The organism is Halalkalibacterium halodurans, from assembly GCF_004376175.1.
Taxonomy (GTDB): domain Bacteria; phylum Bacillota; class Bacilli; order Bacillales; family Bacillaceae_D; genus Halalkalibacterium; species Halalkalibacterium halodurans.
This window is the reverse complement of sequence record NZ_SNUY01000017.1, coordinates 24,208-48,667: the sequence shown is the minus strand read 5'-3', so window position 1 is coordinate 48,667 and position 24,460 is coordinate 24,208. Positions and strand designations below refer to the sequence as shown.

Annotated in this window: 24 protein-coding genes; all 24 read left to right on the top strand. The window is 44.3% G+C overall.

Translation table 11 applies throughout. From position 1 onward, the window contains the following. Positions 1–163: 163 nt before the first annotated feature. The 24 genes from metG to yabQ all read left to right on the top strand — a co-directional run bounded on the left by metG (position 164) and on the right by yabQ (position 24,455). Complete coding sequence (gene metG / locus E2L07_RS07665) at positions 164–2,146, top strand: methionine--tRNA ligase (protein ID WP_134229275.1); 1,983 nt, start codon at positions 164–166, stop codon at positions 2,144–2,146. Between the two features lie 104 nt (positions 2,147–2,250). Beyond that, a complete protein-coding gene (locus E2L07_RS07660; RefSeq protein WP_134229274.1) occupies positions 2,251–3,021 on the top strand; it encodes a TatD family hydrolase in 771 nt (256 codons plus the stop codon). A 229-nt stretch (positions 3,022–3,250) separates the two neighbouring features. After that, positions 3,251–4,552, top strand: coding sequence for a ubiquitin-like domain-containing protein (locus E2L07_RS07655; protein ID WP_166740044.1), 1,302 nt, complete (start codon positions 3,251–3,253; stop codon positions 4,550–4,552). Positions 4,553–4,714: 162 nt separating this feature from the next. Continuing rightward, positions 4,715–5,272: a ribonuclease M5 gene (rnmV, locus tag E2L07_RS07650; RefSeq protein WP_010896240.1), complete on the top strand. Its 558-nt coding sequence runs from the start codon at positions 4,715–4,717 to the stop codon at positions 5,270–5,272. Then, the gene (gene rsmA, locus E2L07_RS07645) at positions 5,269–6,138 is read left to right on the top strand and encodes a 16S rRNA (adenine(1518)-N(6)/adenine(1519)-N(6))-dimethyltransferase RsmA (RefSeq protein ID WP_134229273.1); all 870 of its coding nucleotides are present in this window, start codon (positions 5,269–5,271) and stop codon (positions 6,136–6,138) included. The genes rnmV and rsmA overlap by 4 nt, the downstream gene beginning before the upstream one ends. A 54-nt stretch (positions 6,139–6,192) precedes the next feature. Continuing rightward, positions 6,193–7,068: a sporulation peptidase YabG gene (yabG, locus tag E2L07_RS07640; protein ID WP_134229272.1), complete on the top strand. Its 876-nt coding sequence runs from the start codon at positions 6,193–6,195 to the stop codon at positions 7,066–7,068. Positions 7,069–7,481: 413 nt separating this feature from the next. Further along, entirely contained in the window at positions 7,482–7,748 is a 267-nt protein-coding gene (gene veg / locus E2L07_RS07635) for a biofilm formation stimulator Veg (protein ID WP_010896243.1), read from the top strand. A 124-nt stretch (positions 7,749–7,872) separates the two neighbouring features. Next, the gene (locus E2L07_RS07630) at positions 7,873–8,058 is read left to right on the top strand and encodes a small, acid-soluble spore protein, alpha/beta type (RefSeq protein ID WP_010896244.1); all 186 of its coding nucleotides are present in this window, start codon (positions 7,873–7,875) and stop codon (positions 8,056–8,058) included. Positions 8,059–8,263: 205 nt separating this feature from the next. Beyond that, positions 8,264–9,127, top strand: coding sequence for a 4-(cytidine 5'-diphospho)-2-C-methyl-D-erythritol kinase (gene ispE / locus E2L07_RS07625; RefSeq protein WP_134229271.1), 864 nt, complete (start codon positions 8,264–8,266; stop codon positions 9,125–9,127). Positions 9,128–9,187: 60 nt separating this feature from the next. Further along, positions 9,188–10,036 carry a pur operon repressor gene (gene purR, locus E2L07_RS07620; RefSeq protein WP_010896246.1) on the top strand — a complete coding sequence of 283 codons (849 nt, stop codon included), beginning with the start codon at positions 9,188–9,190 and terminating at the stop codon, positions 10,034–10,036. Then, positions 10,033–10,407: a RidA family protein gene (locus E2L07_RS07615; RefSeq protein ID WP_010896247.1), complete on the top strand. Its 375-nt coding sequence runs from the start codon at positions 10,033–10,035 to the stop codon at positions 10,405–10,407. The genes purR and E2L07_RS07615 overlap by 4 nt, the downstream gene beginning before the upstream one ends. A 291-nt stretch (positions 10,408–10,698) precedes the next feature. Beyond that, positions 10,699–10,992, top strand: coding sequence for a septation regulator SpoVG (gene spoVG, locus E2L07_RS07610; protein ID WP_010896248.1), 294 nt, complete (start codon positions 10,699–10,701; stop codon positions 10,990–10,992). Between the two features lie 265 nt (positions 10,993–11,257). Beyond that, positions 11,258–12,625, top strand: coding sequence for a bifunctional UDP-N-acetylglucosamine diphosphorylase/glucosamine-1-phosphate N-acetyltransferase GlmU (gene glmU / locus E2L07_RS07605; protein ID WP_010896249.1), 1,368 nt, complete (start codon positions 11,258–11,260; stop codon positions 12,623–12,625). Between the two features lie 24 nt (positions 12,626–12,649). Beyond that, positions 12,650–13,600, top strand: a complete 951-nt coding sequence (locus E2L07_RS07600) for a ribose-phosphate diphosphokinase (RefSeq protein WP_010896250.1) — start codon at positions 12,650–12,652, stop codon at positions 13,598–13,600. A gap of 100 nt (positions 13,601–13,700) precedes the next feature. Beyond that, positions 13,701–14,348 carry a 50S ribosomal protein L25/general stress protein Ctc gene (locus tag E2L07_RS07595; RefSeq protein WP_053432329.1) on the top strand — a complete coding sequence of 216 codons (648 nt, stop codon included), beginning with the start codon at positions 13,701–13,703 and terminating at the stop codon, positions 14,346–14,348. Positions 14,349–14,513: 165 nt separating this feature from the next. Next, positions 14,514–15,071, top strand: coding sequence for an aminoacyl-tRNA hydrolase (pth, locus tag E2L07_RS07590; RefSeq protein WP_010896252.1), 558 nt, complete (start codon positions 14,514–14,516; stop codon positions 15,069–15,071). 82 nt (positions 15,072–15,153) lie between these two features. After that, positions 15,154–15,387, top strand: a complete 234-nt coding sequence (locus E2L07_RS07585) for an anti-sigma-F factor Fin family protein (protein ID WP_041820045.1) — start codon at positions 15,154–15,156, stop codon at positions 15,385–15,387. Positions 15,388–15,623: 236 nt separating this feature from the next. Further along, entirely contained in the window at positions 15,624–19,169 is a 3,546-nt protein-coding gene (gene mfd, locus E2L07_RS07580; protein WP_134229270.1) for a transcription-repair coupling factor, read from the top strand. A gap of 159 nt (positions 19,170–19,328) precedes the next feature. After that, on the top strand, positions 19,329–19,868 hold the full coding sequence (spoVT, locus tag E2L07_RS07575) for a stage V sporulation protein T (protein WP_010896254.1): 540 nt from the start codon (positions 19,329–19,331) through the stop codon (positions 19,866–19,868). Positions 19,869–20,006: 138 nt separating this feature from the next. After that, entirely contained in the window at positions 20,007–21,608 is a 1,602-nt protein-coding gene (locus tag E2L07_RS07570) for a putative polysaccharide biosynthesis protein (protein ID WP_053432327.1), read from the top strand. 20 nt (positions 21,609–21,628) lie between these two features. Beyond that, on the top strand, positions 21,629–23,104 hold the full coding sequence (yabN, locus tag E2L07_RS07565; RefSeq protein WP_134229269.1) for a bifunctional methyltransferase/pyrophosphohydrolase YabN: 1,476 nt from the start codon (positions 21,629–21,631) through the stop codon (positions 23,102–23,104). A gap of 2 nt (positions 23,105–23,106) precedes the next feature. Beyond that, complete coding sequence (locus tag E2L07_RS07560; RefSeq protein ID WP_010896257.1) at positions 23,107–23,373, top strand: RNA-binding S4 domain-containing protein; 267 nt, start codon at positions 23,107–23,109, stop codon at positions 23,371–23,373. Positions 23,374–23,550: 177 nt separating this feature from the next. Continuing rightward, complete coding sequence (gene yabP / locus E2L07_RS07555; RefSeq protein ID WP_010896258.1) at positions 23,551–23,862, top strand: sporulation protein YabP; 312 nt, start codon at positions 23,551–23,553, stop codon at positions 23,860–23,862. Next, positions 23,859–24,455 (top strand): spore cortex biosynthesis protein YabQ, encoded by a 597-nt coding sequence (gene yabQ / locus E2L07_RS07550; RefSeq protein WP_010896259.1) that lies wholly within the window; start codon positions 23,859–23,861, stop codon positions 24,453–24,455. Before yabP ends, yabQ begins: the two co-directional genes overlap by 4 nt. The last annotated feature ends 5 nt before the right edge of the window (positions 24,456–24,460 follow it).

Sequence of the window (24,460 nt, the reverse complement as noted above, 5' to 3'; positions counted from 1 at the left end):
GACTTCATGAGCCAATCATTGTGAAGTGATTGGAAAACATGGGTGGTACCGCGTGAGCACTAGGCTCTCGTCCCAATGGGATGAGGGCTTTTTCTAGTTTGTTTTAGGAAAGCGATTCGATCCCGTATAAAGTTTGCGTGAAATAAGAAGGAGGAAGACGATTATGTCGAAAGAGCAAAAAACATTTTATTTGACTACACCGATCTATTACCCGAGTGACAAGCTACATATTGGTCATGCATATACGACAGTAGCTGGTGATGCGATGGCTCGCTACAAGCGGCTTCGTGGCTATGATGTTATGTATTTAACGGGGACGGATGAGCACGGTCAAAAGATCGAGCAAAAAGCAGAGGCCAAAGGGTTAACACCTAAGCAGTTTGTCGATGAGATTGTCAGCGGTATTCAGGATCTATGGAAAAAGCTCGACATTTCTTATGACGATTTTATTCGTACGACCGAGGAGCGTCACATAAAAGTCGTTCAGCAAATTTTTGAGCAGTTGTTGGATCAGGGAGACATCTACCTTGGGGATTACGAAGGTTGGTACTCCATTCCAGATGAAACGTTTTACACGGAAACTCAGCTTGTAGATAAAGAATATGATGCTGACGGGAATCTCATCGGAGGCAAAAGCCCTGATAGTGGGCACCCAGTAGAAAAGGTCCGTGAACAATCGTATTTTTTCCGAATGAGTAAATACGCAGATAGGTTGCTACAGTTTTATGAAGAAAATCCACAGTTCATTCAGCCAGAATCTCGGAAGAACGAAATGATTAATAACTTTATTAAACCAGGACTTGAAGATTTGGCTGTTTCTCGCACGTCGTTTACGTGGGGCGTTCCAGTGCCGCGCGACCCGAAGCATGTGGTATATGTTTGGATTGACGCCCTTTCCAACTATATCACTGCACTTGGGTATGGCTCGGACCAGCAAGAAAAATACGAGAACTATTGGCCAGCTGATGTTCACCTTGTCGGCAAGGAGATCGTTCGTTTTCATACTATCTATTGGCCGATTATGCTGATGGCTTTAGACTTGCCCCTTCCGAAAAAAGTATTTGGTCATGGCTGGTTGTTGATGAAGGATGGAAAGATGTCAAAATCGAAAGGGAACGTTGTTGACCCGGTCCCACTTATCGATCGTTACGGGTTAGATGCGCTTCGCTATTACTTACTTCGAGAGGTACCGTTTGGCTCGGATGGTGTCTTCACACCAGAAGCATTCGTTGAGCGGGTGAACTATGATCTAGCCAACGATCTTGGTAATTTGCTCAACCGAACGGTGGCGATGATTGAGAAATATTTCGATGGGAAGATTCCTTCCTATGTAAAAGACGGTACCCCGTTTGATGCGGATCTTGTCGAACTTGTGTATTCAACTGTAAAAAAAGTAGAGGATGCCATGGAGGAAATGGAATTTTCCATTGCGTTAACAGCCATCGGTCAGCTGATTAGTCGCACGAATAAATATATTGATGAAACCCAACCGTGGGTTCTGGCAAAGGATGAATCGAAACGTGAGCAATTAGGGGCAGCAATGTACCATTTAGCTGAGTCCATTCGTTATGTATCGGTGTTGCTACAACCATTTATGACAAAAGCACCGCAAAAAATTTGGGAACAGCTTGGCATTGATTCCTCCCTCACGACATGGGAATCCCTCGAAACTTTTGGACAAATTCCAGGGAACACGAACGTACAAAAAGGGCAGCCCCTTTTCCCGCGGTTGGATGTGGAGGAAGAAGTGGCTCACATTAAATCCCTTATGGGTGGAAGTAAAAAACCAGAAGAGGCGCCAAAAGATGAGAAGGAAGAATCGGATGAAATTACGATCGATGATTTTTCAAAAGTGGAGCTCCGCATAGCGGAAGTCATAGATGCTGAGCCTGTGAAAAAGGCCGATCGGTTGCTGAAGATTCAGCTTGATCTTGGCTATGAGAAACGCCAGGTCGTTTCAGGTATTGCAAAATACTATTCTCCAAGTGATTTAATTGGAAAAAAAGTCATTTGTGTTACGAACTTAAAACCAGTGAAGCTTCGTGGTGAGCTTTCACAAGGAATGATCCTAGCTGGTTCGAAAGGAGATCAATTGCGGTTGGCGACAGTTGATGGAGCATTACCGAATGGGTCACTTGTAAAATAGTGCGGGTGGAAGGGAGGAGGACTACTTCTCCCCTTGCTTTTTCCAATGGGTCAAAAACATAAAGTTTTTATTATTATAAAATAGCGAATATAGAGGTGTCTGTCATGTTGTTTGATACACATGTCCATTTAAATGCGGACCAATTCGATGAGGATCAAGAGGAAGTGATCAAGCGGGCACAAGAAGCTGGCGTGAAAGAAATGGTCGTTGTCGGATTTGATGAGAAGACGATTCATCGCGCGCTCGCGTTAGTTGAGCGGTATGATTTTATCTACGCCGCAGTAGGTTGGCATCCAGTGGATGCGATCGACATGAAGGATGAGCATTTAGTGTGGCTTGAAGAGCTGGCAGGCCACCCAAAAGTCGTTGCTCTCGGTGAGATGGGCCTTGATTATCATTGGGATAAATCACCGAAGGACGTGCAAAAAGAAGTGTTTCGGAAGCAAATTGCATTAGCGAAAAAAGTGAAATTACCAATTGTGATTCATAATCGTGATGCTGATCGCGATATTGTGGATGTGCTTAGGGAGGAAGACGCTGGGCAGGTCGGTGGGATTATGCACTGCTTTGGTGGGAGTGTCGAGATTGCTCGTGAATGTATGGAGATGAACTTTTACATTTCCCTTGGAGGTCCTGTGACATTTAAAAATGCAAAACGCCCGAAATTAGTTGCGAAGGAAGTACCTTTGGATCGGCTGCTCATTGAAACCGATTGCCCTTATTTAGCGCCGCATCCATATCGTGGGAAACGGAATGAGCCTGCTTATGTTAAACTAGTAGCAGAGCAAATTGCCGAGCTTAAAGACATCCCGTACGAAGAAGTGGCAAAAGTAACGACGGCAAATGCTCGAAAATTATTTGACATCGTTCGCTGACAGATAGTGTCTGTTTATGTAAATGTCTGTCTAACGAAAGGGACATGCGGAGAAGTTCTACATAACTTGCGCAAGGCATAAAGTGGACGTGTCGAGAGATTTTTGTTTTCAACTTGAGCAAAATTTAGGATAATAGGAGCACAGGTTGAATTCAAAAAATCGAAAAAGAGTTGACAAAGTGAGGTGAACTATTTATAATTCGATCCTTGAAAGGGAGGAATCATTTCACATGGAATCGAATGTAAGCACATCTTCGTCTGGACCCAGGTCCATGAAGGGGCTCGTCATCTCCATCATTAGTCTGATTCTCTTTGTTGCCATTATTGCTTTTGCGGTACATGAGTCTTCAAAAGCAACGGTCACAGTTCAAGTGGATGGGGAAGAGTATGTAGTCAAAACCCATGCTAGTACTGTTGCCGACCTTATGGCTGAACAAGGTTGGGATTATCAAGAACATGACTTGATCGAACCAGCCCTTGATGCGGAAATTTCAGGGAATATGACGGTCTCTTGGAAAAAAGCCGTACAAGTGTTTGCCACGTTCGATGGTGAAGAGAAGACGATTTGGACGACAGCTGATACTGTTGAGCAACTTATCGACGAAATAGATTTACAAGTCAAGAAGCATGATAAGCTTAAGCCAAGCTTAGAAACCGCGATTACCGAAGGTCTAGAGTTAAACTATGAATCTGCTTTTCAAGTTGAGCTCATAAGTGACGGTGAAGAGCGCAAAGTATGGACAACTTCGACTACTGTCGCTGACTTTTTAGAAAGAGAAGAAATTGAATTGGGCGAACTTGATCGGGTTGAACCTGAGCTATCAGACGAGATTGATCAAGAAACGGACATCCGAGTCATCAGAGTGGAAAAAGTCACCGATGTAGTGGAAGAATCTGTTGCATTTGCAACAGTGACTCGAAAAGATGAAAAGCTAGATAGCGGAAAAGAAAAAGTCGTAGAAGAAGGGCAAGAAGGAAAAGTTGCCCATCACTATGAAGTTATTTTGGAAGACGGGGAAGAAGTTTCTCGTGAATTAGTGAAAACAGAAACCGTCGAAGAAAGTAAAGATCGGGTTGTTGCGGTTGGAACGAGGAAGGTGCAGGAGAATGTCTCTCGGAGTAGCGGATCATCCTCCTCATCATCGTCATCATCGTCATCATCGTCTTCCTCCTCATCATCAAAATCTGATCAATCGAGCAAGAGTGAGTCATCCTCATCCTCTTCATCTTCTTCAGGCGGTGGGAAGACATTTACCGTAACAGCAACAGCCTATACAGCTAACTGCAGTGGTTGCTCTGGTGTGACAGCGACAGGAATTAACCTGAATAACAACCGTAACATGAAGGTGATCGCTGTCGACCCTAATGTTATTCCGTTAGGTAGCAGAGTCCACGTTGAAGGTTATGGTACAGCGATTGCTGGCGACGCTGGTGGCGCGATCGTCGGAAACAAAATCGACGTTCATATGCCGTCAACTGCGGAAGCGCAGCGTTGGGGCCGAAAAACGGTGAAAGTCACCATTCTTGATTAATCCAAACACTAAAGCATTGACACAGGGCATTTTTTGCTCTGTGTTTCTTTTTTTAATCGATTGAAGTTTACTCACGGATAACGAGTACCGAATCCGCGTTTTCCTTTCATCCAGGAAGGTCGTATAATGAGGGAGGAACATAGAAAGAGATGGGAGGACGTCATGAAGATCAAAGAAATGATTGTCGTTGAAGGAAGAGATGATACGATCGCCATTCAACGGGCAGTCAATGCAGATACAATCGAAACAAACGGTTCGGCCGTTAATGAGGAGACGCTCAAGCGTATTGCCCTTGCGCAACAACGGCGAGGGGTGATTATTCTAACCGATCCTGATTATCCCGGCGAGCGAATTCGCCGAATTGTTAGTGAGCGGGTTCCTGGGTGCAAGCACGCCTTTTTGCCGAAAAAAGCCGCACTCTCAAAAAATGGTGACGATTTGGGGGTAGAGAATGCTGCACCGGAAGCTATTCGCCATGCATTGGAGAAGGTGCATGAGGCGATGGAGGATCCTTTAGAGGTCATTTCAAGGCAGGACTTATTTGATGCAGGATTAATGGCCGGAGCGGATGCGAAAAAACGCCGAGAACAGCTCGGTATATTGTTAGGGATCGGATATGCCAACGGAAAAACATTGTATAAACGCCTGAAAGCATTCCAAATTACAAAAAGGGAATTTGCCGAGGCAATCGCCCAAATAGTGGAGGAGGGCCGAGATTGACAAAAGATATTGCAACACCTATTCGAACGAAAGAAATTTTAGCGAAACACGGATTTACGTTTAAGAAAAGCCTAGGGCAAAATTTTTTAATTGACCCGAATGTTTTGCGCAACATTGTAGATGTGGCCAGTCTAACACCACAATCAGGTGCAATCGAGATCGGTCCTGGGATTGGTGCATTAACGGAACAGTTGGCAAGGCAAGCAAAGCGAGTCGTCGCCTTTGAAATTGATCAGCGTCTAATACCGGTTTTAAGGGAGACGTTAGCGCCTTATGAAAACGTCACCGTCATCAACGAAGACGTGCTAAAAGCGGACGTGAAACAAGTGATTGCTACGACATTTGAAGAAGGACAAGACCTTATGGTAGTCGCGAACCTCCCTTACTATGTGACGACACCGATTTTGATGAAGCTGTTGGAAGCCAAGCTCCCCGTTCGTGGAATTGTCGTCATGATTCAAGCGGAGGTAGCTGATCGAATTGCCGCAAAGCCTGGCACGAAGGAATACGGATCTCTTTCGATTGCTGCCCAATATTATGCGACGGCAGAGCTTGCGGTAAAAGTACCAAAAACGGTCTTTGTCCCTCAACCGAATGTTGATTCTGCTGTTTTGCGATTAACGATTCGTGAGAAGCCACCGGTAACTGTCGCCGATGAAGAGTGGCTGTTTGCGATTGTGCGCGCAAGCTTCGCCAATCGAAGGAAGACCATCTTAAATAATCTTATCCATAACCTCGTCGGTAAGGAGCGGAAGGATGAGGCTGTTCTGGCGTTAGCGGAAGCGGGAATTGACCCGAGTAGGCGCGGTGAAACATTAACGATTGAGGAGTTTGCCAATTTAAGTGAACAACTACAAAAGCGATGATGGAACCTCCCCTCCTTTCCTTACATAGGCTGAAGAAGGAGGGGTTTTTTTTCGATGAAGCCAAAGGTTGGGGATATCGTTGCGAGAAAATCGTATCAATGTGATTTACTTTTTCGTATTGTAGCCCTCCACAATGATTTTGTGGAGTTAATTGGTGAGGATATGCGCCTTGCGGCTGATGCTCCTTACCATGACCTTGTGTTGATTCAAGAATCAGAACGCAAGCGAAGGAAAAAGGAGTTTTTACAAGCGGAGGAGCAGTGTTATAAGCTTTTTAGACAGGATTACAGTTTGATGAAGCAACGGGATGAATATGAAGCCTCCTCAGGTTATACGAACGATGCAGCGTTTTTTGAAATGCGAGGTAGGGTGCTTCATATGGATGGTGACCCTCTGTACTTACGCAAGTGTACGGAAGTGTATGATCGATTGGGCGTGCCTGTGTATGGAGTCCACGTTTCAGAAAAAGAGATGCCGGAACAGATCGCCTCTCTTATCGAAATGGTACAGCCGGATATTATTGTTGTGACAGGACATGATGCGTATTTAAAAAACCGTGGGACGGAAAAGGACCTTAAAGCTTATCGGCATACAAAATTTTTTGCGGAATGTGTAAGGATTGCGAGACGCTATGTGCCTCAGCGGGATGAACTTGTGATTTTTGCAGGGGCTTGCCAATCCCATTTTGAAACACTGATCAAAGCAGGAGCTAATTTTGCAAGCTCACCCAATCGAGTGAACATTCATGCTCTAGACCCGGTGTATATAGCTTCCCGTATTAGTATTACATCGTTTATGGAACGTGTTTCCTTATCAGAAGTACTCCGAAATACGATTACAGGGGAAAAAGGTCTAGGAGGGATCGAGACGAAGGGTGTCATGCGAAAAGGGATGCCTTTAAAAGCTTTGGAAGAACAAGAGGATTCATAACACATGTTCAGAAAAACTTGGCATATTGCCGAGTTTTTTCTCGTTACAAAGACAAGCGAGACGTGTTATGGCTTACGATTCAATCGTTGCTTTTTTAGCAGCTGTTTTTCCCTTAGCTTTAATAAAATAAGAATACGTCCAATTTGATTGTACCTGGTGATCAAAGCTCTTTTGCAATGGCGATCAGCCTGTAATTTTGCAAATTTTATTCATATCTTCAAACAAAAAGAAGTTCAAATCCTTACATAAATTTCATCCTTTTCGTACATGATAAATATAGACAATCAACCGCGAAAAAAATCGAATTTAAATCGTTGACAATAACAAGGTTAAGTTGATATAATTTTTTATTTTCTTGACATTTTCATCCTAACCATGTTATACTATTCACAGAGAGAAGCGGGGTGTTATAATTGGGAAAAACCTTGGTGGAAATTAAGCGTGCCCTTGATGCTAACGTAGGCAAACGAATTACGATTAAAGCAAATGGTGGGCGACGCAAGACGACGGAACGTTCGGGTTTGCTAGAAGAAACATACCCTTCTGTGTTTATTATTAAGTTGGATGAAGATCAACATGCGTTTGAGCGTGTATCTTACAGTTATGCGGATATCTTGACAGAGACAGTTGAACTGACGGTCTGTGAGGATGACGGTGCAACAACGACGCTAAAGCTGTAAAACACTTCATGAATCGACATACATTGGCCCTTTGGATTTTTTTCAAAGGGCCATATTTCATGTCTTCCTGTACATACTAAGTGTATGTCGTAACATTGATTATCAAGCGAGGAGCTGTTGCGTCATGAGTCGAAGACGTGGAATCATGTCAGATCGCTTAAAGGAAGAAATTGCGAAAGAGTTAGGGTTCTACGATACCGTCCAACAAGAAGGTTGGGGAGGCATTCGTGCACGTGATGCAGGAAACATGGTGAAGCGTGCCATTGAGCTTGCTGAGCAGCAATTAGCAGAGAGAGAATCTTCACGTTAACAATGTTACGATATGTTAGGGGTTGGGTCACCAGCCCTTTTTTCTCTTTTCAATGGGGGAGGGAATCGATTAAGCGAGAAGGCTCCTCTCCCCTGTTTCGCCCAAAAAAAGACAGCTTTCTTGCGCCATTTGTTACACGGTCTGGCTTGTTTCTGTCCAAAATGATAAAATAGCCTAAGCAAATGGAACATAGAAGGTGAAGCGTGTGAAACAGTCAGTGAAGGCCCCAGCTAAAATCAACTTATCTCTCGATGTCTTACATAAACGACCAGACGGTTATCATGAAGTAGACATGATTATGACAACAGTCGACCTTGCCGATCGGATTGATTTAACACTCCGTGAAGATGGGCTTATTTCGGTCGATGTCTCTGAAGGCTTTGTACCAAATGATGAAAAGAACTTAGCGTACCAAGCAGCGGCTTTGCTAAAAGCGCGCTATCACGTAAACGAAGGGGTCTCCATTTACATAACAAAGCGAATCCCAGTAGCAGCTGGCTTAGCTGGTGGAAGCAGTGATGCTGCCGCCACATTAAGGGGGCTGAACGATCTATGGCAGCTCGGGTTATCTTTGGATGAATTAGCGGTTCTTGGAGCGGAAATAGGCTCTGATGTTTCGTTTTGTGTATATGGAGGGACAGCAAGGGCCACAGGACGTGGGGAAATCATAGAACGGATTGCCTCACCGCCACCGTGTTGGGTTATTTTAGCAAAGCCGCCCATCGGTGTATCCACCGCTGATGTTTATAAACGACTAAATGTATCTGCGATTGACCATCCAACAACAGAACACATGATTGCTGCGATCGAGGGGAAAGATTTTGATGGCATCTGTCATCACTTGCACAATGTCCTTGAATCGGTTACCCTCGATCTTTACCCAGAGGTAAGAAACATTAAAGAACAAATGAGGCGCTTTGGTGCTGATGGGGTATTAATGAGCGGAAGTGGCCCCACTGTTTTTGGTCTCGTGTCGAAGGAATCGCGAGTTCAACGGATCTACAATGGGCTACGGGGTTTTTGCCATCAAGTGTATGCGGTTCGGATAATTGGATCGGCCGGCTCTTGATAGAAACCGTATGAAAATGGTATATTTACTTTAAATATTCGGTTTTTGCTGGAGGGCATTATGAAAAAGTTAAAGCGCAGTGGGCGCCTTGTTGATATGACGTATTTTTTATTGCAACATCCCCACGAGCTGATCCCACTTACCCATTTTTCAGAACGGTATCAATCGGCAAAATCTTCAATTAGTGAAGATTTGGTGATTATAAAAGAAATTTTTGAAAGCGAAGGGATCGGAATGCTTTTAACCGTTCCTGGTGCAAGCGGTGGGGTTAAGTTCATTCCTTCCATGGGGGAGGACGAAGCTCGCCAGCTAGTCGGGGCAGTTTGTGAGAAGCTTTCCATCTCAGACCGTATTTTACCGGGTGGCTATCTTTATATGATGGACATGTTAGGAGATGCTCGTTTTATGCAGGAGGTCGGGCGATTGTTTTCTGCCATCCTTTCGCACAAAAAAATTGATGCGGTCATTACGGTGGCGACAAAGGGGATTCCTCTCGCGTATGCAGTCGGGCAGCATCTAGACGTTCCAGTAAGCATTGTCAGACGTGATCACCGAGTCACAGAAGGATCAATGGTTAGTATTAATTACGTGTCAGGTTCATCTAAGCGTATTCAAACGATGACGCTTGCAAGAAGGAGCTTGAGCCCAGGCTCCAACGTGTTTATTGTGGATGATTTTATGAAAGCCGGTGGTACTGTCCGAGGAATGATGGACCTGCTCCATGAATTTCAAGCGGAGGTTGCTGGGATAGGTGTCCTCGTGGAGTCAGGCGAAGCAGAGGAACGACTTGTGGATGACTACTTATCGGTTGCACGCATTTGTCAGTTGAATGAGAGGGAAAAAACAATTCTTGTCGAACCAGGTAATGTATTAGAGTATATGATGACATTAAAGGAGGACCAATCATGAAGGTTGTACATACGAACCAAGCACCAGATGCCATTGGACCCTATTCACAAGGGATTGTCGTAAACAATATGTTTTACAGTTCAGGCCAAATTCCACTGACTGCTGAGGGAGAACTTGTTCAAGGAACGGTGGAAGAGCAAACACATCAAGTGTTTAAAAATCTTCAAGCCGTTCTAAAAGAAGCTGGAGCTTCACTGGACACGGTTGTAAAGGCGACGGTATTTATTAAAGACATGAATGACTTCCCACGTATTAATGAAGTGTATGGGGAATACTTCCAAACACATAAGCCGGCACGCTCTTGTGTAGAAGTGGCTCGCTTACCAAAAGATGTCCTTGTAGAAATCGAGGTTATTGCTCTCGTGAAATAGCATTTTTTTAAACATGCTTCGTTCCTAGAAGCATGTTTTTTTAACGCTGTAGAAAGTTTACTTTTTTGTGCATGAGAGGCTCAGAAAAAACGATTGCTCATAAGCCAAGTATTCCGAGCGTTTTTTATCCTTTAAAGGTACCTGTGCTACTGATGAAGCCAGTTCATCATCAAGGAGAAAAACTTCGAATCAAAATTCACAAAAATTCTTTCGGAAAAAGAAGGAATATAGCCGGTCACCGAGAACTTAATATACAGACAGCGGAAAACCAACTACAAAGGAGGTGACTTCATGCAAGTAACAGATGTCAGGCTCCGTCGAGTTAACACCGAAGGACGGATGAAAGCGATTGCGTCCATTACTATTGATCATGAATTTGTTGTTCACGATATTCGGGTGATCGATGGAAACAATGGACTGTTTGTTGCTATGCCAAGCAAACGCACACCAGATGGTGAGTTTCGCGATATTGCGCACCCTATCTCTTCCCAAACACGTGAGAAGATTCAAACAGCTGTATTGGCTGAGTATGAGCGTGCTGGAGAATTGGATCAAGTAACATATGAGGAAGCAGGAGCCTCCTAATAAACAGCCAGGCCTTACTCCAACTAGGTGGAAGTGAGGTCTTTTTTTATAAATTCAAAAGGGGAAAATCCTCTCCTATTCATATGGGACCGTTTCCTTTCTTATTGCTAGTGCAAGTAAGTTCTTGCGCTTTTTTATTTGTTCCATCTTCATCCAGCAACAAAAGGGGCGGTATAACGCTTGTTTTTCCGGATTTCTCTTCTTGAAAACACAACCGTTTTAAGATATATTCGTAAGGGAAAAATGGAACAGTTGGAGGGGAACGATGAGCAATCGATTTGCGGTCATACTTGCCGCTGGACAAGGGACGAGGATGAAGTCAAAGCTTTATAAGGTGCTCCATTCAGTTTGTGGAAAGCCAATGGTTCAACACGTCGTTGACCAAGTCTCAGCCCTCGGATTTGACGAAATTGTGACAATTATAGGGCACGGTGCGGATGCTGTAAAGTCACAGCTAGGAGAGCGTGTCTCCTATGCTTTGCAAGAGGAACAGCTTGGGACAGGACATGCTGTACTTCAAGCAGAATCAGCTCTTGGCGGAAGACGAGGAGTAACGATCGTATTGTGCGGTGATACACCGTTGTTGACAGCCGAAACAATCGATCATGTGATGTCCTATCATGAAGAAGAGCAAGCCAAGGCGACTGTGCTAACGGCCGAATTGGCTGATCCAACAGGATATGGGCGAATTGTACGGAACGATAAGGGACTTGTTGAACGAATTGTTGAGCACAAAGATGCGACTTCTGAAGAGAAGCAAATTACAGAAGTCAATACAGGGACGTACTGCTTTGACAATGAGGCGTTATTTCAAGCGTTGAAAGAAGTTGGTAACAATAACGCCCAAGGGGAATACTACCTTCCTGATGTGATCCAAATCCTTCAAACTAAAGGGGAAAAGGTAGCGGCATACAAAACGGCCCATGTTGAGGAAACTTTAGGGGTTAACGACAGGGTCGCTTTAGCTCAAGCGGAGCAGGTGATGAAGCGTCGTATCAATGAAGCATGGATGAGAAAAGGGGTTACGTTCATTGATCCTGAGCAAACGTACGTATCACCTGATGCAACAATTGGTCAAGATACCGTGATTTATCCGGGAACGATGGTGCTTGGACAAACGACCATCGGTGAAGGATGCGTGCTTGGTCCCCATACGGAATTAAAAGATTCAAAAATCGGGAACAAAACGGCAGTTAAGCAATCGGTTGTTCATAATAGCGAAGTGGGGGAGCGTGTATCTATTGGACCATTTTCGCACATTCGCCCTGCATCAATGATCCATGATGATGTACGGATTGGTAATTTTGTTGAAGTAAAAAAGTCAACCATTGGAAAAGAGAGCAAGGCATCACATTTGAGCTACATTGGTGACGCTGAAGTTGGCGAGCGGGTGAACTTTAGTTGTGGATCCATTACCGTGAATTACGATGGGAAAAACAAATTTTTAACGAAAATCGAGGACGATGCATTTATCGGCTGCAACTCTAACTTAATTGCCCCTGTCACGATCGGAAAAGGGGCTTTAATAGCAGCAGGATCTACAATAACAGAAGATGTGCCAAGTGATGCACTCTCGATCGCACGCGCACGGCAAACAAATAAAGAACACTATGTAACGAAAAAAAACAATTAATTTATGGTGGAGGTTTAAGGAAACATGGCAAACTACGGTGACCCCAACTTAAAGGTGTTTACGCTCAATTCAAATAAAGGGTTGGCTTATGAGATTACAGAACGAATCGGTGTACCGATGGGGAAAAGCTCAGTCACTCGCTTTAGCGATGGAGAAGTGCAAATCAACATTGAAGAAAGCATTCGAGGTTGCGATGTTTTCTTAATTCAATCAACAGCTGCTCCGGCAAACGAGCATATTATGGAGCTCCTGATTATGATTGATGCGGTGAAGCGTGCATCGGCGAAAACCATTAATGTGGTGATCCCTTATTATGGATATGCGAGACAGGATCGCAAGGCGAGAGCTCGTGAACCAATTACTGCAAAATTGGTGGCTAATTTACTAGAAACAGCCGGAGCGACTCGTGTTTTGACACTTGATTTACATGCGACACAAATTCAAGGCTTTTTTGACATTCCGGTTGATCAGCTTATGGGCGTTCCGATTTTAGCTGAGTTCTTTGAGAAAAAGGGCTTGGATGATGTCGTTGTCGTTTCCCCTGATCATGGAGGCGTGGTGCGTGCCCGCAAGCTAGCCGACCGGTTAAAAGCACCGATTGCGATTATTGATAAACGTCGTCCGAAACCAAACGTGGCAGAAGTAATGAATATAGTCGGTCATATTGAAGGGAAAACAGCAATTATTATTGATGACATTATCGATACAGCGGGGACAATCACATTAGCAGCAAACGCCCTCGTTGAACACGGGGCAAAAGAAGTGTACGCATGTTGCACCCACCCTGTCTTATCAGGACCTGCGATCGAGCGAATCAAAAATTCGAAAATCAAAGAGCTTGTCGTCATGAATACAATTGAGCTTGAAGAAGAAAAATTAATTGATAAGATTACTACGTTGTCTGTAGCACCGCTCATGGCAGAGGCCATTGTCCGTGTTCATGAACATTCTTCTGTAAGTTTATTATTTGATTAATCGGCTTTTTTCTGCTGTTTTTAAATTTCTCCGTTTGAAAAAGGGATGCTCAGGGAAAAGATGAAAGAGAGCAACTGTAAAAAACGTAGAGGTGATAAAAATGGCAATGAGCTTAAAAGCAGAGAAACGGCCAGATCTACGTGGCTCTGTTACAAGAAAAATTCGTAAACAAGGGTATGTGCCGGCCGTTGTTTATGGAAATAAGACGAAAAGCCAACCAATTAGCGTCGAGGCTGTAGACTTTTTAAAAACGGTTCGAGAAGTGGGCCGAAACGGATTGATCTCACTTGAAGTAGAGAAAGGCACGAAGCATCAAGTGATGGTCCATGATTTGCAAATGGATCCGTTAAAAGGCGATTATTTGCATATTGATTTCTTCGAAGTGGATATGTCCTCTGAGATTGAAGCAAATGTTCCTGTTCGATTAACAGGGGAAGCGAGAGGAGTATCCGAGGGCGGTGTCCTTTCTCAGCTTATGTATGAAATCACGGTTCGTAGTTTGCCAGCAGACATTCCGGAAGAAATCACGCTCGATGTGTCATCCTTAACGATTGGGGATTCCATTCAAATAAGGGATGTGCGAGGGAACGTCCCTGTTCAAGTCGTAAACGAAGACGAAGAAACCGTCGTAACTGTCCAACCTCCTGCCACGGAGAAGGAAGAAGAGACGGAAGCAGCAGTGACTGATAATGAGCCAGAAGTAATCAATGAGAAAGAGGAGCCTGCTGAAGAGGCAAAAGAAGAATAAAGTCAATTTGTGTCCATCACAAGACAGCTGTAAAGTACGTACGCAGCCTTAGAAATGGCGCTGCTCTAAACAACCTTTAAAAAGGTATGACCCTTGTGGTTATACCTTTTCTGTTGTTATACTGTTTTTAGTAACTGTGAAAGGGACACTAAAAAGGTGATATAGATGAAGCTAATCGTCGGTTTAGGAAACCCTGGTGCTAAATATGATGGCACGAGGCATAATGTCGGTTTTGATGTAGTAGATGCCGTCGCTCGCCGCTTGAATATTGAGATCAAGCAGTCGAAAGCGAACGGACTTTATGGGGAAGGTCGAATCGATGGAGAAAAGATCTTTTTGTTAAAGCCCCAGACTTTTATGAATCGATCAGGAGAATCGGTCCGCCCATTCCTTGAATACTATAACATGGAAGTGGAAGACCTACTCGTGATTTATGATGATTTAGATTTGCCAGTAGGTAAAATCCGCCTTCGTCAAAAAGGAAGCGCTGGTGGCCACAATGGGATGAAATCTTTGATCGCTCACCTAGGCACGAGTGATTTTAAACGAATTCGTGTCGGGGTCGACAGGCCGGCACCAGGAGAAACGGTCGTTCAGCACGTGCTTGGGCGCTATCGCCCAGAGGAAAAGGACGCCATCTCGGAGGCGATTGATCTCTCGGCAGAGGCAGCAGAAGCTTTTACAAAGAAACCATTTCTTGAAGTGATGAATACATTTAATTAAAGCTAGATCCGATGAGGTATAGCTCGTTCCACTTCCGTTCATACTAAAAGCAACTGATGATCTAGAACGGAGGGGACTTGCGTTGACGATTCATTATCAATGTCGCCATTGTCAAACGAAAGTTGGTCAATTAGAAGGTAGACATACATCTGAACAGTTAGGACTTCATCATTTGACTGAAGAGGAAAGAGCCTCGATGGTGACATATAATGACAGTGGAGACATGACGATTCACGTTATTTGCGAAGATTGTCATGAAGCCTACATTCGGAATCCAAACCTATATGAACTGGATGTTACGTCACATATTCAATAAATGACAACCATAAGAACTCGTTGGCTTTGTCAACGCTTTGGTTTTAGACCAAAGCATTTTTCTGTTTCCAAACAACAGTGACATCAGTAGGATTTTTAAAAAAGAGGAAGAGGATTTTCAAAAGTTTCATAGAATGTCATGAAGCGAATTGATTTATACCTACAGCAGGGGAGGACCCCCTGCTTTAAGGCGTTTTTAATGAAATGCTTGTAGCAGAAGGCTTTAGGGGGAAAGGTATGCTAGGTTTACAACGTTTTATTCAAGAACAGGAAGACACACAAGCGATTGTACAGGGCTTGGAAGTGAATATGAAGGAACAACTCGTCTCAGGATTGTCAGGGTCTGCTAGGCCTGCCGTTATGGCTGCTTTATATAAGGAGACGAGACGGCCACAGCTTGTCATTACCTATAATTTGTATCAAGCACAGAAAATCTTTGAGGATCTTGTCGAACTCGTAGGGGCGGATCATGTACTACTCTATCCCGTTAACGATTTGATTTCATCAGAAATTGCGATTGCTAGCCCGGAAATGAAAGCGCAACGCATTGACGTATTAAATCAGCTCGTAGCTGGATTTTCAGGAATCGTAGTCGTTCCATTAGCAGGCCTGCGGCGTCTATTGCCTCCTTCTTCCTTATGGAAGGAAAGCCAAATTCGTTTAAGTGTTGGGGATGACATAGGTGACTTGGAGTCGTTGATTAGACGGCTTGTTCGCAATGGTTTTACTCGTGTTGATATGGTGACGACCCCGGGAGAATGTAGTGTCCGTGGGGGCATTATTGATCTGTATCCCTTAACAGAGGAGGACCCAATTCGAATTGAATTGTTTGACACGGAAATTGATTCGATTCGGACATTTACGATTGAAGACCAGCGTTCAAAGGACTCGCTATCCGAAGTTGTCATTGGACCAGCGGCGGAAATCATTATGGATGAAGAGCATTTTATTCAAGGGGCATCACGCTTAGAGGACCGTCTCAGTCAAACGTTAAAAAAAGTAAAGAAAAAAGAAGTAAAAGAAAAACTAACCGAACAAATTTCTTTTGATATTAGTGAGCTGAAGCAGAAACATCCGTTTCCATCGATGTACAAATACATTTCTCTTTTTTACGATGATACGTACAGCCTTTTTTCATACGTACCTTCCACTGGGGTCATTTTTGTTGACGAAATGAGTAGGGTTAAAGAAATGTCCGAAAGTTTAGAGAAAGAAGAGGCGGAATGGCATACGACGCTTATTGAACAAGGGGAAATTGTCCACGATGTAACCTTAGCTCACTCAGTTCTAGAGCAGATGAAGCAAGGCGTCTTACCGATCGTTTACTTGTCGCTTTTCGTGCGTCACGTGCCGTCTACGAATCCGCAAAATATTATTAGCTTCCAATGCAAATCGATGCAAAACTTTCATGGACAAATGCCACTGCTTCAATCGGAAGTTAAGCGCTGGATTTCATCACAATTTGCGACCGTTTTCATTGCAGCGACGAGGGAGCGGGCGAAGCGACTAAACCATGTCTTAGCTGAGGAAGGAATAGAAGCCCTCGTTGTAGATGGGGAAGCTCCACTTACGCCAGGTCAGGCGCAAATTATGGTCGGTGCATTAACGAGCGGCTTTGAATTGACCCTGCACAAGCTAGTGGTGATTACAGAAGAAGAAATATTTGCGAAAAAGGTGAAGCGGCCACAGCGGAAACAAAAACTATCGAACGCCGAAAGAATTAAAAACTATAGCGAGTTAAAAGTAGGCGATTTAGTCGTCCATACGAACCACGGGATCGGGAAATATTTAGGAATCGAAACCTTAGAAATTAATGGGGTTCACAAGGATTATTTACACATTCGCTATGCAGGTAACGATAAACTATACGTTCCTGTAGAACAAATCGATCAAGTGCAAAAATATGTGGGCGCCGAAGATAAAGATCCAAAGCTGTACTCTCTAGGAAAAAGCGATTGGAAAAAGGTAAAGCGCCGTGTCCAGTCATCAGTGGAAGACATTGCTGATGATTTAATCAAGCTGTATGCTGAGCGAGAAGCGAGCAAAGGGTTTGCATTCGCCCCAGATGGACCAGAGCAAGCGGAGTTTGAAGCATCATTTCCATATCAAGAAACAGAAGATCAGCTTCGAGCGATTCAAGAGATAAAAGAAGACATGGAAAAAGAGCGTCCGATGGATCGGCTTCTTTGTGGTGACGTTGGCTATGGGAAAACAGAGGTGGCGATTCGCGCTGCTTTCAAGGCCATTATGAACGGAAAGCAAGTGGCGATTCTCGTGCCAACGACCATCTTAGCGCAGCAACATTTTGAGACGATCCAGGAGCGCTTCGCTGATTATCCAATTAACATTGGGGTTCTTAGTCGTTTTCGTTCTCGAAAGGAACAGTCACAAACGCTTAAAGGACTAAAAGCAGGATCGGTTGACCTTGTGGTCGGTACCCATCGTCTGCTGTCCAAGGATGTTCAGTTCAAAGATCTCGGCTTGCTCATTGTCGATGAGGAGCAGCGCTTTGGGGTGACGCACAAGGAGAAAATTAAACAGTTAAAGGCAAATATTGACGTTCTAACATTAACGGCAACCCCGATCCCGCGAACACTTCACATGTCGATGCTCGGCGTCCGTGATCTTTCTGTCATCGAAACACCACCAGAGAACCGCTTTCCGGTGCAAACCTATGTGGTAGAATATAACAGCCCTCTTGTGCGAGAAGCGATTGAGCGTGAACTATCCCGTGGTGGACAAGTGTATTTTCTTTACAATCGTGTGGAAAACATCGAGCGAATGGCAAATGAAATCTCTATGCTCGTCCCAGATGCCCGAGTGTCTTTTGCCCACGGGCAAATGAAAGAAAGCGAATTAGAGTCGATTATGCTCGCCTTCTTAGAAGGGGAGAGCGATGTGTTAGTAACGACGACCATTATTGAAACAGGTGTGGACATTCCAAATGTTAACACGCTCATCATCCACGGTGCCGATAAAATGGGCTTGTCCCAACTGTATCAAATCCGCGGACGGGTCGGACGCTCCAATCGGGTGGCTTACGCCTATTTCACGTATCAGCGTGACAAAGTGTTGTCCGAAGTTGCAGAAAAGCGACTCCAAGCCATTAAGGAATTCACGGAGCTCGGGTCTGGATTTAAAATAGCGATGCGAGATTTAGCGATCCGTGGTGCCGGTAATTTGCTTGGCGCGCAGCAGCATGGTTTTATTGAATCGGTTGGCTTTGATCTATACTCACAAATGTTGAAGGAAGCCATTGAAAAACGAAAAGGCGAACAGCCGAAAGAAGAACCACGAAACGTGGAAATTGATGTACAAGTGGATGCTTATATACCGGATTCATACATTCAAGACGCAAAGCAAAAAATTGAAATGTACAAACGGTTCCGTGGGGTCGAGACGATTGAAGAGATCAACGACTTAAAGGACGAAATGTTTGATCGGTTCGGTGAATATCCTCAAGAAGTAAGTGACCTTCTACAGCTAACGACGATAAAAATTTTAGCCTATCAAGAAGGCGTCGAAAGCATTGTGGAGTCAAAGGGTCAATGGATTATTCTCCTTTCGCCAGAAACGACAGAAGGGATTGATGGCGCTAAGCTGTTTGAAGTCATTCATAAGCTCGATCAGCAAGTTGGTCTTGGGACTGAAGGTGAGCGAATAAAATTAACGTTAAAAACAAAGCAGCTAGGGACAAATCAATTGCTGGAAGTAACAGAAACGCTCTTGGCTTCACTGGCGGATGTAAAAAAACAACCGTCTCCAGTTAATTCGGTTTCCTAATATTGATATCCCAAGGAAGGAGTAAAACGGCAAAAGGATGTCTTTTTTCTTCGAATGGTGAATAGTTCTTCTGGAAACAAAGATACTAACACGTAAACAGGATCATCTTTACTTACATCCAGAAGTTATTCCATCAGAAGAAAGTGAGGCATCATAGGTATGAAAGCAACAGGAATTGTTCGACGGATCGATGACTTGGGGCGTGTAGTGATTCCAAAGGAAATCAGAAGAACGTTGCGCATCCGCGAAGGGGACCCTCTCGAAATTTTTGTGGATCGTGATGGAGAAGTCATCCTAAAGAAATACTCGCCTATTTCTGAGCTTGGTGATTTTGCAAAAGAATACGCAGAAGCGCTTTACGACAGTCTGAATCATAGTGTGCTTATCGCTGATCGTGATACGTACATCGCGGTGGCTGGAAGCTCGAAGAAGGATTATACAAATAAAAGCATCGGGGACATGATAGAGTCGGCAATGAACGACAGAAAATCAATCGTCCATACAGATGCGGGCGAATACAACCTTGTTGGTGAACAGCAAGAAGAACTTAAAGGCTGCGTCATTGCACCAATTATTGCAAATGGAGATCCAATCGGGGCAGTGGTGATCTTTAATAAAGATGAAACATTACAAGGACAAGTGGAACAAAAGCTGGCAGAAACAGCAGCGAGCTTCCTTGCCCGTCAAATGGAGCAATAATCACGAAGCCATTCTTTCCGAGGAAGGAATGGCTTTTCTACTTTAAGCGATTGGTTGGAATCCAAGTTTTGCTAACAAACGTCCAACTTTATATGTCAACCTATGGTATAATGACAAGAAAAAAAAGGAGAAACGCCAATGCAAAACAACGAAACCATTCGTCCGTTTCTGCGTGGGGCGCTTTCTGTTTCTGTTGCGGCATTGTTCGCGAAGGTGTTAAGTGCGGCGTATCGCGTGCCATATCAAAACATGGCTGGAGATTTAGGGTTTTATGCTTACCAGCAAATTTATCCTTTTTACGGGATTGCGATGATTCTCGCTATGTACGGATTCCCTGTGTATTTATCCAAAGTAGTGACAGGTTATTTGGAGCGTGGGGAAGTTGAACAAGCGAAGGCGTGGGTCTCTTTTTTCTTTTATCGACTCATTCTTTTATCTGTTGCCATGTTTAGTACCTTGTATGTTTTTGCCGAGAGAATAGCCCTCGTCATGGGAGATATAAACCTAACTGCACCGCTGCAGACCGTGGCTTTTTCCATCTTGCTCATCCCCCTTTTATCGGTCGTTCGTGGAGTGTATCAGGCGCATCATCAACTAGAGCCGACGGCCCTTTCTCATGTGACCGAGCAGATTATTCGCGTGATTGGTATTCTCTGTCTCGTAGGTCTTTTTATGTCGCAAGGGGGCGATGGCTATGATGCAGCGGTCGGTGCAGCGCTCGGATCAATTGCTGGCAGTGTCGGGGCTATCATCGTCTTGCTTATCGGGTATCGCTCAATTGCTTGGAGAGAGTGGTTATCTCGGAAAAATCTTCGGATGTTGAAGGGGAACAGAAACACGCCATGGTTTAGGCAAAGTGTGTACATTTGCTTAAGTTCCCTCGTCTTTGTGCTCGTCCCGCTTGTAGATGCATTCACGATGATCCGCTTGCTAGGGGTGGCAGGAATCGAAGGGACGTGGGCATTTATTGAAAAAGGAATTTATGATCGAGGACAGCCGCTCGTTCAAGTGGGCATCGTCGTCGCTACGTCCTTCTCACTTGCAATCGTTCCGTTTATGACAAAAGCAGTACAAGGAAGAAGGTTGAGAGAAGCTCGGACATTCACAGAGTTAGCTTGTCGGTTTACGATTCTCATTTCAGGGGCTGCTGCACTTGGTTTGTTCATCGTAATGGAGCCAACAAACATCCTGTTGTTCGGGAATAGCGAAGGAACACATGTGTTACAAGTGTACGGCTTTTCTATCTTTTTTGCGAGCTTGTTTGTTGTAACAGCTGCCTTGCTCCAAGGATCGGGTTATGTTCACATTCCGATGATCGCACTTGCGGTTAGTTTGCTTGTCAAAATGGTTGCAAATGTTGTCCTCATTCCAGCATTCACCACGGTCGGTGCAGCGATTGGGACGATCGCAGCATACGCTACAATGGCAACGATAAATGTTGTCGCCCTTTCGAAACTGTACGGCGGCCTTGCGCGTCTAGTTGCCAATGCACAGGCGATGTTGGTATGCTTTATCGCCATGGCGATCCCTGCGAGTGTTTGCCGTTACTTGCTCTCTTTAGTAGTGGGAGAGGGGCGGATGGAAGCGCTATTGATGGTTCTGCTCACAGTAGCTGCAGGTATCTTAGGCTTTCTGTTTGCTGTATTGCGGAGCAAGGTCATTAGTGAGAAAGAATGGGACATGGTGCCGACCTTACAAAAGTGGGCGAAGCGAATGAACCATTTGTTTGGTAACACGTAAGAAGCTAAAGGAGTGGGAAGATGAGCCATACGATTACGGTCATTGGCCTTGGAGCAGGAGACTTAGAACAATTACCGCTCGGGGTATATCGCTTAATTCTAAATCAGGATCATCTATATGTGAGGACAAAGGATCATCCTGTAATAGAAGAGCTCATTGGTGAAGGGCATTCTTTTACCTTTTTTGATTCGATCTATGAGCAGCATGAGACATTTGAGGCCGTCTATGATGCCATTGTTGCCGAACTTTTAGAGGCGGCCAAAAGCAAGGAGGTTCTTTATGCTGTACCTGGGCATCCGCTCGTGGCGGAGCGAACGGTTCAACTGCTGCTAGCAGCTGAACGGGAAGGGCGCGTCACGGTGAAGATATTAGGGGGACAAAGCTTTTTAGACCCTATGTTTTCCGCATTGAAGATCGATCCGGTCGAGGGATGTCAAGTGCTCGATGGGACGATGCTTTCGCGTGATGAAGTGCACGTAACGCAGCACATTGTCATTTGTCAAGTATATGATCAGATGATAGCATCCCATGTGAAATTAACACTTATGGAGCTTTTGCCAGATGATTACGAGGTGACAGTGGCAACCGCTGTTGGAACAAAAAATGAAAAGCTAGAGACCGTGCCATTATATGAGCTTGATCGAGTGACGACGATCAGTAATTTAACGGCGGTATACGTCCCCCCAGTTGAGGATGAGGTTATACTGTATCAAGACTTTCGAACGTTGCGCCAGATCATTGCGACGCTTCGCGGGCCTGACGGCTGCCCTTGGGATAAGAAGCAAACCCACCAATCATTGAAAAAATATCTATTAGAAGAAGCGTATGAAGTACTTGAAGCGATTGATGAAGAAAACGAGGATCACCTTGTTGAAGAGCTTGGCGATCTTTTACTCCAGGTCTTGCTGCACGCTCAAATTGGCGAGGATGATGGTTGGTTCCAAATCGAGGATGTCATTCGTTCTATTTCAGAAAAGATGATTCGCCGTCATCCCCACGTATTCGGTGAAAGACAGGTAGAGGATGCAGAAGACGTAGTCGAAACATGGGATGAAATAAAGAAAGCCGAGAAGGGCGAAGATCAAGCTAGTACGTCCATCCTTGGAAAAATTCCGAAAGGCTTGCCAAGCTTAATGCTAGCATTTGAACTGCAAAAGAAAGCGGCGAAGGTAGGATTTGATTGGGCAGAAGTGGAACCGATGTGGGCGAAGCTTGACGAGGAACTGCATGAGTTTAAAGAGGAAATTCAGGCGGGACACTCGCAAGAAATGGCAAAAGAGTTCGGCGATGTACTGTTTGTCCTCGTAAATATTGGCCGGTTTTACAATATATACGCAGAAGAGGCTCTCCACCGAACGAACGAGAAGTTCAAGCGGCGCTTTCAGTCGATTGAACAGGCAATTACTGCTAAAGGGGACACTCTCGAAGAAAGTTCCTTAGAAGAAATGGACGTCCTTTGGAATCAAGCAAAAGAAAGTGAAAGTCAGGGGGAGTAAGAATGAGACTCGATAAATTTTTAAAAGTTTCCCGGTTAATTAAACGGAGAACATTGGCGAAAGAAGTTTGTGAACAAGGTAGAATTACGGTCAATGGAAACGTAGCAAAAGCAGGGACTGTCGTGAAGGAAGGGGATGAGCTTGTGATTCGTTTCGGTCAAAAGCTTGTCACTGTTGAAATTACAAATGTGAAAGAAACGGTTCGGAAAGAAGAAGCAAGCACGTTATATGAAGTAAAAAAAGAAGAGCCGATTTCTAAAAGTGAGTAAAAGAAAAACCGTCGTTATGCGGCGGTTTTGCATTTTAGGAAGGTGCTTTTCAAGTTGGATCTTAAGGGATGGGTCTTTATATCTATTTATAGGAACAGAATCAGATTAAGGGGCTTGTTCTATCTTTGGTTCCCCCTTCATAGACTGTCAGTAAAGTCGTAATGAGGAGGAATCGGAATGGACCAGCAGTATGACTTCGGCAGACCTATGGGACATGAACGTCGGTCAAAAGAGCACGATGTGACGATGCGGAATCGTAAAACACTTGATATAACGGGGGTTAAGCAAGTCGAAAGCTTTGACAATGAGGAGTTTTTGCTTGAGACAGAAATGGGTTTTCTATCGATTCGTGGGCGCAATCTGCATATGAAAAATTTAAATGTAGAGGAAGGACTGGTGTCGATCGAAGGAAAGATCTTCGATATGGTGTACCTTGAACAGGGCCAAGGAGAAAAATCTAAAGGGTTCTTTGGGAAGTTGTTCAAGTGAGTTTAACCATTCAATTTTACACGATGCTATCAATGGCTGCGATGGGCGTTTGGCTTGGCGCAGCTATTGATACCTATCACCGGTTCTCAAAGCGCCGCCGTATGCTTTTTCACTGGCTTGAGTTTATCAACGATGTTCTTTTTTGGCTGATTCAAGGGCTCATTCTGTTTTATGTCCTCCTTCAAGTCAACCAAGGGGAAATTCGCTTTTATATATTTTTAGCTATTCTTTGTGGGTATGCTGCCTATCAAGCATTGTTTCGCCAAGTTTATCAGAAGCTATTGGAGCGTGGTATCCAGTTCGTACTAGCGCTTTATCGGTTTGGGAGAAAGATGATCCATATCTTTTTCGTTTCGCCGATCAAGTGGCTGTTGAATCTTCTTTATCGCTTGTGTATGATGATAATATCGGCGGTCCTATCTATTTTCTACTTTTTGCTAAATTTGATATGGAAACCTATCTTTTGGGGGCTAAAGGTAGTTTACCGCCTTTTAGGCATTCAGAAGCTGATCAATAAGATTCAGTCCACAACATTTTTTCAAAAAGGAAAAGGATTTTGGAAAAAGCTGTGGAAATGGATTCAAAAGGAGTGAGGGCC

Bases quoted from the DNA above. Each gene is read 5' to 3' on its own strand.
- metG (WP_134229275.1), top strand. From the start codon at position 164: ATGTCGAAAGAGCAAAAAACATTTTATTTGACTACACCGATCTATTAC.
- E2L07_RS07660 (WP_134229274.1), top strand. From the start codon at position 2,251: ATGTTGTTTGATACACATGTCCATTTAAATGCGGACCAATTCGATGAG.
- E2L07_RS07655 (WP_166740044.1), top strand. From the start codon at position 3,251: ATGGAATCGAATGTAAGCACATCTTCGTCTGGACCCAGGTCCATGAAG.
- rnmV (WP_010896240.1), top strand. From the start codon at position 4,715: ATGAAGATCAAAGAAATGATTGTCGTTGAAGGAAGAGATGATACGATC.
- yabG (WP_134229272.1), top strand. From the start codon at position 6,193: ATGAAGCCAAAGGTTGGGGATATCGTTGCGAGAAAATCGTATCAATGT.
- E2L07_RS07630 (WP_010896244.1), top strand. From the start codon at position 7,873: ATGAGTCGAAGACGTGGAATCATGTCAGATCGCTTAAAGGAAGAAATT.
- purR (WP_010896246.1), top strand. From the start codon at position 9,188: ATGAAAAAGTTAAAGCGCAGTGGGCGCCTTGTTGATATGACGTATTTT.
- E2L07_RS07615 (WP_010896247.1), top strand. From the start codon at position 10,033: ATGAAGGTTGTACATACGAACCAAGCACCAGATGCCATTGGACCCTAT.
- spoVG (WP_010896248.1), top strand. From the start codon at position 10,699: ATGCAAGTAACAGATGTCAGGCTCCGTCGAGTTAACACCGAAGGACGG.
- glmU (WP_010896249.1), top strand. From the start codon at position 11,258: ATGAGCAATCGATTTGCGGTCATACTTGCCGCTGGACAAGGGACGAGG.
- E2L07_RS07600 (WP_010896250.1), top strand. From the start codon at position 12,650: ATGGCAAACTACGGTGACCCCAACTTAAAGGTGTTTACGCTCAATTCA.
- E2L07_RS07595 (WP_053432329.1), top strand. From the start codon at position 13,701: ATGGCAATGAGCTTAAAAGCAGAGAAACGGCCAGATCTACGTGGCTCT.
- pth (WP_010896252.1), top strand. From the start codon at position 14,514: ATGAAGCTAATCGTCGGTTTAGGAAACCCTGGTGCTAAATATGATGGC.
- mfd (WP_134229270.1), top strand. From the start codon at position 15,624: ATGCTAGGTTTACAACGTTTTATTCAAGAACAGGAAGACACACAAGCG.
- spoVT (WP_010896254.1), top strand. From the start codon at position 19,329: ATGAAAGCAACAGGAATTGTTCGACGGATCGATGACTTGGGGCGTGTA.
- E2L07_RS07570 (WP_053432327.1), top strand. From the start codon at position 20,007: ATGCAAAACAACGAAACCATTCGTCCGTTTCTGCGTGGGGCGCTTTCT.
- yabN (WP_134229269.1), top strand. From the start codon at position 21,629: ATGAGCCATACGATTACGGTCATTGGCCTTGGAGCAGGAGACTTAGAA.
- E2L07_RS07560 (WP_010896257.1), top strand. From the start codon at position 23,107: ATGAGACTCGATAAATTTTTAAAAGTTTCCCGGTTAATTAAACGGAGA.
- yabP (WP_010896258.1), top strand. From the start codon at position 23,551: ATGGACCAGCAGTATGACTTCGGCAGACCTATGGGACATGAACGTCGG.